The organism is Gordonia pseudamarae (assembly GCF_025273675.1).
Classification (GTDB): domain Bacteria; phylum Actinomycetota; class Actinomycetes; order Mycobacteriales; family Mycobacteriaceae; genus Gordonia; species Gordonia pseudamarae.
Map to the genome: position 1 here is coordinate 2,874,363 of NZ_CP045809.1, position 13,992 is coordinate 2,888,354.

The 13,992-nt window shown below is 66.9% G+C and carries 10 protein-coding genes; 5 read left to right on the forward strand and 5 right to left on the reverse strand.

What is annotated here, in order from left to right; genetic code table 11:
• Window positions 1-8 precede the first annotated feature (8 nt).
• On the reverse strand, window positions 9-2,888 hold the full coding sequence (gene uvrA / locus GII31_RS12700; RefSeq protein ID WP_213250305.1) for an excinuclease ABC subunit UvrA: 2,880 nt from the start codon (window positions 2,886-2,888) through the stop codon (window positions 9-11).
• A gap of 93 nt (window positions 2,889-2,981) precedes the next feature.
• Between uvrA and GII31_RS12705 the strand changes: the two genes are divergently transcribed.
• The 3 genes from GII31_RS12705 (at window position 2,982) to GII31_RS12715 (ending at window position 7,061) form a co-directional block, all read left to right on the forward strand.
• Window positions 2,982-3,665 (forward strand): MBL fold metallo-hydrolase, encoded by a 684-nt coding sequence (locus GII31_RS12705; RefSeq protein ID WP_213243544.1) that lies wholly within the window; start codon window positions 2,982-2,984, stop codon window positions 3,663-3,665.
• A 160-nt stretch (window positions 3,666-3,825) separates the two neighbouring features.
• Window positions 3,826-4,692 carry a DoxX family protein gene (locus GII31_RS12710; RefSeq protein ID WP_322973021.1) on the forward strand — a complete coding sequence of 289 codons (867 nt, stop codon included), beginning with the start codon at window positions 3,826-3,828 and terminating at the stop codon, window positions 4,690-4,692.
• A gap of 89 nt (window positions 4,693-4,781) precedes the next feature.
• Complete coding sequence (locus tag GII31_RS12715; protein WP_213250309.1) at window positions 4,782-7,061, forward strand: HelD family protein; 2,280 nt, start codon at window positions 4,782-4,784, stop codon at window positions 7,059-7,061.
• On the opposite strand, the gene GII31_RS12720 is transcribed toward GII31_RS12715, so the two are convergent.
• Together GII31_RS12720 and uvrB are read right to left on the reverse strand one after the other, a co-directional pair.
• The gene (locus tag GII31_RS12720; RefSeq protein ID WP_260839967.1) at window positions 7,058-7,498 is read right to left on the reverse strand and encodes a universal stress protein; all 441 of its coding nucleotides are present in this window, start codon (window positions 7,496-7,498) and stop codon (window positions 7,058-7,060) included. The two genes, GII31_RS12715 and GII31_RS12720, sit on opposite strands and share 4 nt — an antisense overlap.
• Before the next feature lie 196 nt (window positions 7,499-7,694).
• Window positions 7,695-9,851: an excinuclease ABC subunit UvrB gene (gene uvrB, locus GII31_RS12725; protein WP_213243550.1), complete on the reverse strand. Its 2,157-nt coding sequence runs from the start codon at window positions 9,849-9,851 to the stop codon at window positions 7,695-7,697.
• Between the two features lie 156 nt (window positions 9,852-10,007).
• Here uvrB and GII31_RS12730 point away from each other — a divergent pair, with 156 nt between their 5' ends.
• Entirely contained in the window at window positions 10,008-10,535 is a 528-nt protein-coding gene (locus GII31_RS12730) for a DUF402 domain-containing protein (protein WP_213243559.1), read from the forward strand.
• A gap of 320 nt (window positions 10,536-10,855) precedes the next feature.
• Here GII31_RS12730 and coaE read toward each other — a convergent pair whose 3' ends face one another.
• Together coaE and aztD are read right to left on the reverse strand one after the other, a co-directional pair.
• On the reverse strand, window positions 10,856-11,749 hold the full coding sequence (gene coaE / locus GII31_RS12735) for a dephospho-CoA kinase (RefSeq protein ID WP_213243561.1): 894 nt from the start codon (window positions 11,747-11,749) through the stop codon (window positions 10,856-10,858).
• 97 nt (window positions 11,750-11,846) lie between these two features.
• Window positions 11,847-13,064 carry a zinc metallochaperone AztD gene (gene aztD / locus GII31_RS12740; RefSeq protein ID WP_246221854.1) on the reverse strand — a complete coding sequence of 406 codons (1,218 nt, stop codon included), beginning with the start codon at window positions 13,062-13,064 and terminating at the stop codon, window positions 11,847-11,849.
• 127 nt (window positions 13,065-13,191) lie between these two features.
• Between aztD and GII31_RS12745 the strand changes: the two genes are divergently transcribed.
• The gene (locus GII31_RS12745) at window positions 13,192-13,989 is read left to right on the forward strand and encodes a hypothetical protein (RefSeq protein WP_260839968.1); all 798 of its coding nucleotides are present in this window, start codon (window positions 13,192-13,194) and stop codon (window positions 13,987-13,989) included.
• Window positions 13,990-13,992 lie beyond the last annotated feature (3 nt).

Consider the following 13,992-nt stretch of genomic DNA (forward strand, 5'->3'; position numbering starts at 1 on the left):
CGATCCACTCAGCGGCCGGCGCCGACGGCCGGCACCTTCAGGATCTCGGCGAGGAACTTGCCGGTGTAGCTTTCGGAGACACCGGCGATGTCCTCGGGTTCGCCTTCGGCGACCACCGTGCCACCGCCGACACCACCTTCGGGCCCCATGTCGATGATCCAGTCGGCGGTCTTGATGACATCGAGGTTGTGTTCGATGACGATCACCGAATTCCCCTTGTCGACAAGACCGTTGATCACTGTGAGGAGCTTCTTGATGTCCTCGAAATGCAGTCCGGTGGTCGGTTCGTCGAGGATGTACACGGTGCGGCCGGTGGATCGCTTCTGCAGTTCGGCGGCCAGCTTCACGCGCTGCGCCTCACCACCGGACAGGGTGGGCGCCGGCTGCCCGAGTCGCACATAACCCAGACCGACGTCGACCAGCGTGCGCAGGTACCGGTGGATGGAGGTGACCGGTTCGAAGAACTCGGCAGCCTCCTCGATGGGCATGTCGAGCACCTCGGAGATCGTCTTGCCCTTGTAGTGCACCTCGAGGGTTTCGCGGTTGTACCGGGCGCCGTGACACACCTCGCACGGCACGTACACATCGGGCAGGAAGTTCATCTCGATCTTGATGGTGCCCTCGCCGGCACACGCCTCGCACCGGCCGCCCTTGACGTTGAACGAGAAGCGGCCCGGCTGATAGCCACGCACCTTGGCCTCGGTGGTGGCGGCGAACAGGGTTCGGATCTTATCGAACACCCCGGTGTAGGTGGCCGGGTTGGACCGCGGGGTGCGGCCGATCGGCGACTGGTCGACCTGCACCAGTTTGTCGAGGTGCTCGAGCCCCTTCACACGGGTGTGCCGGCCGGGCACCTGCCGGGCACCGTTGAGCTTGTTGGCCAGCACCGTCGCCAGGATGTCGTTGACCAGGGTCGACTTACCGGACCCGGAAACCCCGGTGACCGCGGTCAGCACCCCCAGCGGAAAGGACACCTCGATGCCGCGCAGGTTGTGTTCACGGGCACCGACCACGGTGAGTTGCTTCTTGCGGTCGCGCGGCCGCCGGATCTCGGGCACCGGCAGTGTGTCGCGACCCGACAGATATGCCCCGGTCAGCGATGCGCGGTTCTTCAGCAGATCCTTGTAGCTGCCCGAATGGACCACCTGACCGCCGTGCTCGCCGGCCAGCGGGCCGATGTCGACGATCCAGTCGGCGGCGCGGATGGTGTCCTCGTCGTGTTCGACGACGATCAGTGTGTTGCCCAGATCGCGTAGACGCGTGAGGGTTTCGATGAGCCGGCGATTGTCGCGCTGATGCAGCCCGATGGACGGCTCGTCGAGCACGTACAGCACACCGGCCAGGCCTGAACCGATCTGCGTGGCCAGCCGGATGCGCTGGGCCTCGCCACCGGACAGCGAACCCGCGGCACGTGCCAGCGACAGGTATTCGAGGCCGACGTCGAGCAGGAACCGGATGCGCGCCTGCACCTCCTTGAGGACACGTCCGGCGATGGCCCGCTGCCGCTCGTCGAGGGCGAGACTGTCGAGATAGTCGGCACAATCGGCCACCGACAGTGCGCACACGTCGGCGATCGACTTCTCACCCAGCGTCGGATGGTCGAGGGTCACCGACAGGATCTCGGGCCGCAGCCGGGCACCGGAACAGGCCGGGCACGGCACGTCCCGCATGTACCCCTCGTAGCGTTCCTTCATCTGCTCGGACTCGGTCTGATCCATCCGGCGACTCAGGAACGACATCACCCCCTCGAATTCGGTGTAGTACGAGCGGGTGCGGCCGTAGCGATTGCGGAACTTGACGTGCACCTGGTGGTCGCTGCCGCTCAGGATGGCCCGGCGCGCCTTGACCGGCAGCTTCTTCCACGGGGTGTCGACGTCGAAACCCATCTCGACGGCGAGTCCGGACAGCAGCCGCAGGAAGTAGTCGGCGTTGTGTCCGCTCGACCACGGCGCGATCGCGCCCTCACTCAACGTCAGGTCCGGGTCGGGCACCACCAGATCCTCGTCGATCTCCTTGCGCACACCCAGGCCGTCGCAGTCCGGGCACGCGCCGTAGGGCGAGTTGAACGAGAATGACCGCGGCTCAAGATCGTCGATCGCGATGGGGTGCCCGTTGGGGCAGGCCATCCGCTCGGAGAACCGCCGCTCGCGCTCCGGGTCGTCGTCCTCACGGTCGACGAAGTCCAGGACCACGATCCCGTCGGCCAGGCGCAGCGCGGTCTCCACCGAGTCGGTGAGCCGCTGCTTGGCCGACGACTTGACCACGAGGCGGTCGACGACCACCTCGATGTCGTGCTTCTCCTGCTTCTTCAGCGTGGGTGGACTGGTGAGCTGATGTACCACCCCGTCGACGCGCGCACGCGAAAAGCCCTGGGTCTGGAGTTCGGCGAACAGGTCGACGAACTCGCCCTTGCGGGTGCGCACCACCGGCGCGAGCACCTGGAAACGGGTGCCCTCACCCATGTCCAGCACCTGGTCGACGATCTGCTGCGGCGTCTGTTTGGCGATCGGTTCGCCGCACTCGGGACAGTGCGCCCGGCCCGCCCGCGCGTACAGCAGACGCAGATAGTCGTACACCTCGGTGATGGTGCCGACGGTGGAGCGCGGATTGCGGTTGGTGGACTTCTGGTCGATCGACACCGCGGGCGAAAGCCCCTCGATGAAGTCGACGTCGGGTTTGTCCATCTGCCCGAGGAACTGCCGCGCGTACGCCGACAGCGATTCGACATAGCGGCGCTGTCCTTCGGCGAAGATCGTGTCGAAGGCCAGCGACGATTTCCCCGAACCGGACAATCCGGTGAAGACGATCAGACTGTCGCGTGGCAGGTCCACGTCGATTCCGCGCAAGTTGTGCTCGCGCGCCCCGCGAACGATCAGCCGGTCTACCACTGGCACTTCCTCAACTCATCAGGCGAACAGACGTGCGATCGGCTCTCCACTGTACCCCGCCTGCCGGGGTGTGCCGCGCGATAACCTTTCGGCATGACCTCGCAGCCCGCCAGCATCTCCGACACCTACACCGGCGACCTGTCCGGATCGCCCGAACCGCAACGTCGCACACTGGGTTCGGCGACGATCGTGAAACTGTCCGTCGGTCCGATGGACAACAACGTGTACCTGGTCACCAGCAGGGCCACCGGCGATCAGCTCATCATCGACGCCGCCAACGACGCCGACCGGATCCTGGCGACCGTCGCCGCCACCGATGGGCATCCGACGCTCCTGTTCACCACACATCACCATTTCGACCACTGGCAGGCGTTGGCCGAGGTCACCGCCGCGTTGCGGGTGCCGACTGCGGCAGGTCGCCTCGACGCCGCCGAACTGCCGGTCGTACCGGACAGGCTGGTCGACGACGGTGACCGGATCATCGTGGGTGATCTCACCTTCGACGCGATCCATCTGGTCGGGCACACCCCCGGTTCCATCGCGCTGGCCCTGACCGACGGCGACACCGTGCACCTGTTCACCGGTGACTGCCTGTTCCCCGGCGGGGTCGGGAAGACCTGGAAGGACGGTGATTTCGAGATCCTTCTGGGCGACGTCTCGACCAAGGTCTTCGACCGTTACGCCGACAGCACCGTGGTCTATCCGGGCCACGGAAAGGACACCACCCTGGGCGCCGAACGACCGCACCTGGACGAGTGGCGCAGTCGCGGTTGGTGAGCGCCCGGTGGGCCGATCACGACCATCGTCCCGGTGGCGCGCGCCCGAACGCGGGTAAAGTGGATCGAATCCGCGTCCGGCAACCGGGCACGGATGTGACACACGAAGTTCACCCAACGAAGGTCGTGATCGCATGATTCTCCGCCGTATCGCTCGGCCGATGCTCGCATCCATATTCGTCGCCGGAGGTGTCGACGCCCTCCGCAATCCCGCGGGCAAGGCCGCCGTGGCGCAAGGGTTCATCGACGGATCCGTCCAGGCCCTGCCCGGCGCGATGACCGCCAAGGTGCCGACCGACGCCGAAACCCTCATCCGGATCAACGGCGCCGTACAGATCGCCGCCGGCCTGTTGTTCGCGAGCGGCAGATTTCCCCGTCCGGCCGCAGCGATCCTGGCGGGCTCGCTGGTCCCCACCACCGTCGCCGGCCACGCTTTCTGGAACGAGACCGATCCGGCGCTCAAGGCGCAACAGCGCACCCAGTTCGTCAAAAACGTGAGCCTGCTCGGTGGTCTGCTGATCGCCGCCGCCGACACCGAGGGCAAGCCCTCGCTCGCCTGGCGCGGACGCCGCACCGCCGAAACGGTGGTCGCGGCCCTCCCGGTGGGCGCGAGCGGCACGGTCTCCGCCTGGGACTCCCTGCGCGCGAAGACCGCCGCGGGCGTCGAGACGGTGGCCGACCGGTCGGCCGACACCTCCGTGCTCGTCCACGACGCCGTGCACGCCCTCGAAGAGCGCGGAGCCGACGTCGCGGCCAAGGCACGCGACCACGCACCCCAGATCGCCCGGGCCGCGCGCGGACTTGTCTCCGATGCCGCGGACGTGGCGGCCAAGGCCCGCGAACGGGCTCCCGAGGTCGCTCAGGCCGCCCGCGATCGGGCTCCGGAGGTGACGCAGGCCGCACGCGGGCTCGCCACGACGGTCGCCGAGGCAGCGGCGGACAAGGCCCAGGACGGACGGCGACTGTGGCGCAAGGCCCGTGCGGCCGGCGCCGAGGCCGTGGCCACGAGCGGTTCAGATCGACAGTGACACTCGAACGACCGGTGACACTCGAACAATCACGGACGGCCCCCGACGCAGGGCCGACCCATCGCGAAGCATCCGGCGCCGCCGCACGTGTGGGAGCCGACGACCCGGTCGGTGAGGAACAGGCACATCTGGACCTCACCTACGCACGACTGGACCGTATGCGCGCCAACACGCGTCGGCGGTTGTCGGAGGCGCTGCGGGAGACCGAGGACAACCCGCAGGCACTGTCCGAACGCGAGTCGTACGAGCGCCTCTACACCGACGATCTGACCAAGTTCGATGCCGCCGAGCACAATCTGTATTTCGGTCGGCTCGACCTGGACGACGGCGAAATCCGCCGGATCGGCCGGATCGGCATCCTCGACGACGATGCCGCCGACAGCACGCTGCTGCTCGACTGGCGGGCCCCGCTGTCGCGTCCGTTCTATCTCGCCACCCCCGCGGCCCCGGAGTCGGTGGAGCTGCGCCGCCACATCCGTACGCGCAATCGCATGGTGCGCGCGATCAACGACGAATACCTGACCGGTGAGCGCGCCACCGACACCGTCACCGCGCACGGCGACGTGGTCAACGAGTCGGCGCTGGTGGCCGCCCTGAACGCGGCACGCACCGGCGAGATGACCGACATCGTCGAAACCATCCAGCGCGAACAGGACATCATCATCCGGTCGACCCACCGCGGGGTGACCGTCATCCAGGGCGGGCCCGGCACGGGCAAGACGGCGGTCGCATTGCACCGCGCCGCCTACCTGCTGTACACGCACCGCGACACCCTCTCGCGCAGCGGAATCCTGATCGTCGGCCCCAACGACGACTTCCTCAACTACATCGGCCAGGTGCTGCCGTCGCTGGGCGAGTCCGGGGTGCTGCTCTCGACGGTCGGCGACCTGTTCCCCGGTGTGCGCGCCGGCGCCGGTGACAGTCGCGAGACGATGGCGGTCAAGGGCGATCCGCGCATGGTCGATGTGATCAAGCGGGCGGTGCGCGGCTACCAGTCCCTGCCCACCAGGCCGGTGCCGGTCACCTTCGACACCTACCAGGTGCGCATCACCTCCGATCTGGTGAAGGAGGCCCGCGCCAAGGCGCGCGGCTCGCGCAAGGCACACAACCAGGGACAGCGCATCTTCCTGCGGGCCGGACTCGACGGCCTGGCCCAGGCCCATGCCCGCACCATCGGCGCGAGCCTGCTCGACGGCTCACAGTTGCTGAGCCCCGGCGACATCGCCGACATCCGGGACGAGATGGCCCAGGACCCCGACATCCGCCGGGAACTACTGCGATTCTGGCCGACGCTGACACCGCTGGATGTGTTGCGCGACCTGTATGCCGACCCGGCCGCGATCCGCCGGGCGACACCCGGCTGGTCCGACGACGACCGCCGGGCACTGCACCGGACCACGGCGCCGCTACCGGAGGGGGCCGACCTGTCCCCCGCCGACGTCCCCTTGCTCGACGAGATCGCCGAGCTGATCGGCTTCGGCACCGAGGACGACGAGCGCGAGCAGCGCGCCCAGTGGCGGCGGCGGCTCGCCGAGGCACAGGAGGCGCTCGACATCCTCACCGGTTCGGCACCCCAGGATCTGGAGGACGACCTCGATCCGGAGATTCTGATGGCCTACGACCTGATCGACGCCGAACAACTCGCCGAACGTCAGACGCGGCGCCGTAACCTGACCACCGCCGAACGTGCCGTCGGCGACCGGCAGTGGGCGTTCGGGCATGTCATCGTCGACGAGGCGCAGGAACTGTCGGCGATGGCGTGGCGCATGGTGATGCGCCGTATCCCCAACCGGTGGATGACGATCATCGGTGACACCGCGCAGACCGGCGACCTCGCCGGTACCCGATCGTGGCAGGCCGTACTCGAACCGTATGTGGCCAAACGCTGGCAGTTGCGGGAGCTCACGGTCAACTACCGGACGCCCGCGGAGATCACCCGGTACGCCAATCGCGTGCTGCACCACATCAATCCGGAGCATTCGCCGCCGACATCATTGCGCAGCAACGGGATAGAGCCCTATGCGATCGCCGCCGGGAGCTTGTCGGCGGCGGTCGCGGCAATCGACCCGGACTGGCCGGGACTCACCGCGATCATCGCACCCGACGACGAGTGCGCCGCCATCGCCGAGGCGCTCACCGGGCAACACCCGGACTCGGTGCGGGTGCTGACCGTGTTGGCCTGCAAGGGCCTCGAATTCGACAATGTGGTGGTGGTGGAACCGGCCGCGATCCTGCGGCAGTCCCCGCGTGGCCACAGCGATCTCTATGTGGCCCTCACCCGCGCGACACAGCGGCTCGTCGTGGTGCACGACGAGCCGCTGCCCGAAGAACTGGCAGGTATGCGACCTGCCGGGACATCTGGTGTCTAGGTGGTGTGCACGATCAGCACGTCCGATGCCGACTTGCGTGCGACATCGGACGGCACGGAGCCCAGCAGGCGTCCCGCGATCGAGTTGAGGCCACGGTTGCCCACCACCAGCAGGTCCGCCGACACGTCGGTGACCAGTTGCAGGAGCGCGTCGACCGGGGCACCCTTGATCGGGCGCAGCACCACATCGGAGGCACCGGCCTTGACTGCGCGTTCCTTGGCGGTCCGCAGCACCTCTTCGGTGGGCGTGGAACCCTGGATCTGGTAGGCGTCACCCTTGAGGATGTCGGCCGCCTCACCCGGGCCCTTGTCGTTGGGAAGGTAGGCACATGCGATCACCAGCGTGCCGTTTCCGGCCAGAGCACCCGCACGTTCCACCGCCTTCAAAGACGACTCCGAACCGTCGGTGCCTACGACGATCGTTTGGTATGCGCTCATCCATTCCTCCATCAGTCAGCGAGCTGCCGGCCCACGGGCCGACCGGGTACACGAGGGCACACGGCCCCGCAAAACCCCTTGATCCGCGACATTAGCGGGTGCGCAACAGTTTTGTCGTCAATTCGTGGTGATCAGCACAGCGGCGCGTCGTGTGTGTCGCACGGACCGGATCGGCCCACCGGGCCCGCCGGGCCGATCACCGGATACCGGCGGCGTCCATGCCTCGCAGTTCCTTCTTCAGATCGGCGATCTCATCGCGCAACCGCCCGGCCAGCTCGAACTGCAGGTCACGGGCCGCGCTCATCATCTGCTCGGTGAGCTGACCCACCAGATCGGCCAGTTCGGCCCGGGGCATCGTCGACGTGTCGCGCTTCTCGATCACCCCGGAGCTGCCTTTGGCCTTGGACACCTCACCCTGGGCGCGCCGGCCCCGGCTGGCGTTGCGCCCGGATCCGCCGATCTCCACCGTGTCGTCGGCCTCCCGATATACCTGGTCGAGGATGTCGGCGATCTTCTTGCGCAAGGGTTGCGGGTCGATCCCGTGCGCCGTGTTGTAGGCGATCTGCTTCTCGCGGCGACGTTCGGTCTCGTCGATCGCATGGCGCATCGAGTCGGTGATCTTGTCGGCGTACATGTGGACCTGCCCGGACACGTTGCGCGCGGCCCGGCCGATCGTCTGGATCAGCGAGGTGGTGCTCCGCAGGAATCCTTCCTTGTCGGCGTCGAGGATCGCCACCAGCGAAACCTCCGGCAGATCCAGGCCCTCACGCAGGAGGTTGATGCCGACCAGGACGTCGTACTCACCGGTACGCAGTTGACGCAGCAGTTCGACACGGCGCAATGTGTCGACTTCCGAATGCAGGTAGCGGACCCGGATACCCAGTTCGAGCAGGTAGTCGGTCAGATCCTCGGACATCTTCTTGGTGAGCGTGGTCACCAGGACTCGTTCGTCACGTTCGGTGCGCAGCCGGATCTCGTGCAGCAAATCGTCGATCTGCCCCTTGGTCGGCTTGACGATGACCTCCGGGTCGACCAGGCCCGTCGGCCGGATCACCTGCTCGACGAACTCCCCTTGCGCCTGCCCGAGTTCGTACGCGCCCGGCGTGGCCGACAGGTACACCGTCTGCCCGATTCGATCGACGAACTCGTCCCAGGTAAGCGGCCGATTGTCGACAGCCGACGGCAGCCGGAAACCATACTCCACGAGATTGCGCTTACGGGACATATCGCCTTCGTACATTGCCCCGATCTGCGGCACCGTCACATGCGATTCGTCGATGACCAGCAGAAAATCGTCAGGAAAGTAGTCGATGAGCGTCGCTGGGGCACTGCCCGCCGGCCGACCGTCGATATGCCGCGAGTAGTTCTCGATACCCGAGCAGAACCCCACCTGACGCATCATCTCCAGGTCATAGGTGGTGCGCATCCGCAGCCGTTGCGCCTCCAGCAGTTTGCCCTTGGCCTCCAGATCGGCGAGGCGCTCCTCAAGTTCGGCCTCGATCCCGGCCATCGCCTTCTCCATCCGCTCCGGCCCCGCGACATAGTGGGTGGCGGGAAAGATTCGCAGCGAATCCACCTCGCGCACAACGTCCCCGGTCAAGGGATGCAGGTAGTACAGCGACTCCACCTCGTCGCCGAAGAACTCGATCCGCACCGCGAGTTCCTCATACGACGGGATGATCTCGACCGTGTCGCCGCGCACCCGGAATCCGCCCCGGGTGAACGACGTGTCGTTGCGCGTGTACTGCACGTCCACCAGCAGGCGCAGCAGCGCGTCACGGTCCACCTCCTGACCCACCGCCAGTTCGACCGAGCGGTCCAGATAGGACTGCGGCGTGCCGAGGCCGTAGATGCACGACACCGACGCCACCACCACCACGTCGCGGCGCGAGAGCAGGTTGGAGGTGGCCGAATGCCGCAACCGCTCCACATCGTCGTTGATCGAGGAGTCCTTCTCGATGTAGGTGTCGGTCTGGGCAATGTACGCCTCGGGCTGATAGTAGTCGTAGTATGAGACGAAATACTCGACAGCGTTGCCCGGCAACATCTCTCGCAACTCATTGGCCAGCTGGGCGGCGAGGGTCTTGTTCGGCGCCATCACCAGCGTGGGCCGCTGCACCCGCTCGATGAGCCAGGCCGTGGTGGCCGATTTCCCGGTACCCGTGGCACCGAGCAGCACGATGTCCTTCTCCCCCGCCTTCAGTCGGCGTTCGAGGTCGTCGATCGCCTGCGGCTGATCACCGGACGGGTCGTACGGGCTGACCACCTCGAACTCGCCGCCGATGCGTTCGATCTCACCGACGGGCCGGAACTCCGAATGTGCGATCACCGGACGCTCTGCTGCAAAGGCCATGAGGCAAGCGTAGACCCGAACACGGACGATTCCGTTCCTCAATAGGTCGATGAGATCTCACCGGACCACCCAACACAACGGGGCCGGTCGTCCGAGCGCACACCACCGCCGCTTCGGACACTCCCCGATCAGATGCTTACCGATACTGTCGCAGCCATGACCGACGCACCACACCCACCCAAGTACGAGATCTTCGACGTTCCGGCGATGACCAACACCGACAACAAGGGGTTTGTGCGCCCGGTGCTGGAATATCGTGAAACCGACTACGGGCTGTATATGTCACGGACCGCCGACCACACCCGATTCTCCCACCTGGAGAGCTGGCTGCTTCCCGCGCTCGGCCTGCGGGCCAACATATTCCACTTCACCGAGGGGTATCGCGCCGGTCAGCGGCTCTATCTGGACGTCGGCCGGTTCCACGGACCCGACGCCGCCGGTCGATGGCACGCCGTCGACTGGTATCTCGACCTCATCGACGTTCCGCCGCACCACTTGCGGCTGATCGATGTGGACGAGCTCTTCGACGCCTGCTCGGCGGGGCTGGTGACCGTCGCGGACGCCGAAGCAGCCGTGTTCGCCGCGTCCAGGGCGCTGGTGGGTGCCGCCGAACACGGCCATCGGATCCAGGACTGGCTCGACGCCCAGGCCGGCGAGCCACTGGCCTGGCTCGACAGGAGCTGACCGACACGCCCCGACCAGTCGCACAGCCTCATCGAAGGACAGCGGATCCGGTCCGGACAGTTCGTACACCGCGCTGTCGTGCCCCGGTGACACCACAGCCGTGACCGCAACATCCGCACCCTGGCCGATCCGCAGTGGGGCCTGAGGACGACCCGGACGGCGGTGCCGATCTGAGCGAATCACGCCCGTTCTCCGGCCGAACCTTCGGCGAACCGAACAGCTCCGGATGCGTCATCGCGGACGCGCGGACGCGCTCTCGGTCAGCGGTGTCCGTCGGCGGGTTCGGGGTGAACCACCGTCACACGCCCGCCGACAGCAGGTCAGTCGCCGATCGTGACGACGGCCGGGCGGCCCGGGTCTGCCGAGGCGTACTCGCCGGGCGCCGTCGCAACGAATCCACCCGGCGGGAGTGCCTGTTCCAATTCCGGCTCGGCCCCCGCGCGGGCCGTCACCCGCAACCTCGTGACCGGCTCGGACGATATCACCTCCACCGCCGTAGCATTCGCGCCACACAAGGCCCACAGCCGGTTGGTGAGCCGTGTCCCGAGGGATGCCGGGTTCGGATCCTGGGAGACCAGCGCGGCGACGGGAGTGGCCGGCACGCCCAGACGAACGCCCGCCTCCAGCGGCACCAGCCGCTCATCCCACAGCCGCGCCGCCGCCTCGGCAAGCCGATCGGGGGTGCTGGAGTTGTCCAGCCAGGCGTCGGCCACCGCACGCCGCTGTTCGTCGGTCGCCTGGGCCGCGATCCGTGCCCGCGCGTCCTGCTCGTCGAGTCCACGCGAGGTGGTCAGCCTGTGCACCCTCAGTTCCGCGTCGGCGCCGACGATGACGACGATGTGGAAGAACGGCGCCGAATGGTTCTCCACCAGCAGCGGGATGTCCTGCACCACGATCGCATCGGCGCCCGCGGCATCGAGTAGTTCTTGGGTACGCGCACCGATCAACGGATGGGTGATCGAGTTCAGCTTCTGCCGCTGTTCGTCGTCGGAGAAGGCCTTGGCCGCGAGTGCGGGACGGTCGAGCGAACCGTCGGCGGCCAGGATGTCCGCACCGAACGCCTCGACGAGTTGCCGGAGGCCGTCCGACCCCACAGCGACCACCTCACGTGCGATCTTGTCCGCATCGATGAGGTAACCACCCCGTTCGGCGAAAGTGGCCGCCACCGTCGACTTGCCTGCCCCGATCCCACCGGTCAATCCCACTCTGATCACATCGTCCAGTCTGGCAGATGCCGATAGCACCGAAACCGTGAGTGCCCCCGATTGTCTCGGGATGCGCGCACTGCGGCGGAGCGTATCGTGAACGAAGTCAGCCGGTGACGCCGGTCAGTTCGATTGTGGGCTGCGGGAGGTCGGCATCGGCGACCACCGTGCGTGTGGTGAGATCCACCGCGTGAATCGTCTTGGCAGCCGGATCGGAAATGTAGGCAGTCGAACCCAGGACGTACAGATTCGGCATCGGATCCTGCCACTTGTCCGGTTCGCGCCACTCATCGATCACCGGAATCGTCGCCGACACCTGGCCGGTCGACGGGTCGATGACGTGCAACGCGCCATCGGTACCGAGAATCAGTGCCTCGCCATCGGGTCCGCGCTTAAGTCCGCGGAAACTGTAGCTGGCCGAGAACGGCACCACGCGCAACTGACCGGTTCGGGTGTCGGTCAAGGTGAACCGGTTGGGTCGCTCCTTCTCCGCGTCCTTGTCGGTCTTGTAGTCACCGAGAACCACCGGGGACTCTTCGCTTCCGGCCTGATTGCCGATGCGCCCATAAGAGTCGGGGCTCTTCACCTTGCGGATGTCGTTGCCTGTGACGATGAGCAGCCCGTCCTCACACCCGAACACCAGCACGCCGTCGGCGGCCGCTGCCTCACCGTGGATACCCGGGCACTGGTCATTCGACGCGATCTCCTTGCGATCCTTGTCCAGGATGGCGACGCCGCTGCGCGAGTCCTCGTTGCCGACACTGATGACGAGACTGCCGTCCGCACGCGACACGGCCACCCCGTGGTGTGGCTCGGGGACCGTGAAGCTGGTCGACTTCGCCTTACCCTCGAGCAGTTCGGCGGGCTCGACCACGTTCACCTCGCCGGTGCCATCACTGAACAGGGTAATTCTGGAGTCATGCGGAACCACGTGTCCGGCCTCATCCCCACCGAATCGTAGGTCCGTGATTGCCGGGGCTGCGGTGTAGGAGTGTCCGTGGTCACCGTGTTGATCGGTCCAGGTACCCATGTCGACAACCCCGAACCCGCTCGCCTCGGAGATAAAGACGTTACGGCCGTTACCTGCGCTGTTGAGCCGGATAAAACCCTCCACCGGCAGATCGGCGACCTGCTTCAGCGACCCGGCGTCGAGCACCAGGACGCCACCGTCATAACTGAGCGCCAGTCGCGGGGTGGGACCGGACTGTTCAGTGGCCTTGGCCTTGGCCGACGACGAAGGCCCACCGTCCTCGGAGTCAGCAGAACCGCAGGCGGCCAGGCCGCAGACCAGAGCAACCGCCAGCGTGGCACTTCGGAAGGTCATTGTTCGTAAATTGGACACGCACGACATTCAACCCGTTACTGAAAATTATTGTCAACAGAACATATGTCGTGACGCCGGTCATTCGGCCACCCGATGCCTGTCGTGACGATCGCGTTACGTTGGGGTGATGACCGTCCCCGCGCGGACCGGGCGCCGAGCGCACCGCACCACCGCCTCCCCGGCATCTGCGGCATCACGGGTCGGCGCGTGCCTGCTGATGGGTGCGAGTGCGCTGCTCGGGGGCTGCGACAACGACCGGGCCGACGAGTCGAACCTCTCTCGCGGCGACATCCCGGTAAAGGTGTCCGGACCGCTCGTCGATGTGGTCCGGTGCGAGCAAACCGGCCCCCACACCGTGGAACTCGTGGTCGACATGATCAACCCGTACCCGACGCCCGCCCAGTTCTCCGGACATGTCCGCGTCGCCGACGGTGCCGGCCGCCCGTTCGCGGATTCCGGACTCGGGCACATCGGACCGATCGGGGCCGGGTACCGGCAGCGGCACACCGAAACCCTGGTGCGCGAACACAACGACGCGACAGATCCCCGGTGCACCCCGGTCATCGGCGACCCGGAGGATTGGACGCAGAAGCTCAAGCGATACTCCGGATATCGCGGAACCGTCCTGGCCCCGACCAACATCCGGCTCACCGGGTGCGACGGCGATCATGCGGTCGAGTTCCGCAATCCGCACGGACCCGCCTGGAACGTGTGGGCGTGGGTGGAACGCTTCGACGCCGACGGTGCCTCCCTGGGTTCGACGATCACCGCGATCTGGCCCGGCCCCGGCCAGGAGCCGCTGTGGGGCCGCGAGACACGCCCGGCCGGGCTCGACCCGCCGCGCGTGGACCGGCCCGCGGCCGGCTGCCGCGTCGTCGGCGCCTGGTACGTCGTCCACGACGACGTCTCGGTGCCCGTGCCCTGATCG

Excerpts from the sequence above, each read along its gene's own strand:
- GII31_RS12705 (WP_213243544.1), top strand. The coding sequence starts at position 2,982 with ATGACCTCGCAGCCCGCCAGCATCTCCGACACCTACACCGGCGACCTG.
- GII31_RS12710 (WP_322973021.1), top strand. The coding sequence starts at position 3,826 with ATGCTCGCATCCATATTCGTCGCCGGAGGTGTCGACGCCCTCCGCAAT.
- aztD (WP_246221854.1), bottom strand. The coding sequence starts at position 13,064 with ATGACCTTCCGAAGTGCCACGCTGGCGGTTGCTCTGGTCTGCGGCCTG.
- GII31_RS12745 (WP_260839968.1), top strand. The coding sequence starts at position 13,192 with ATGACCGTCCCCGCGCGGACCGGGCGCCGAGCGCACCGCACCACCGCC.
- uvrB (WP_213243550.1), bottom strand. The coding sequence starts at position 9,851 with ATGGCCTTTGCAGCAGAGCGTCCGGTGATCGCACATTCGGAGTTCCGG.
- GII31_RS12720 (WP_260839967.1), bottom strand. The coding sequence starts at position 7,498 with ATGAGCGCATACCAAACGATCGTCGTAGGCACCGACGGTTCGGAGTCG.
- GII31_RS12730 (WP_213243559.1), top strand. The coding sequence starts at position 10,008 with ATGACCGACGCACCACACCCACCCAAGTACGAGATCTTCGACGTTCCG.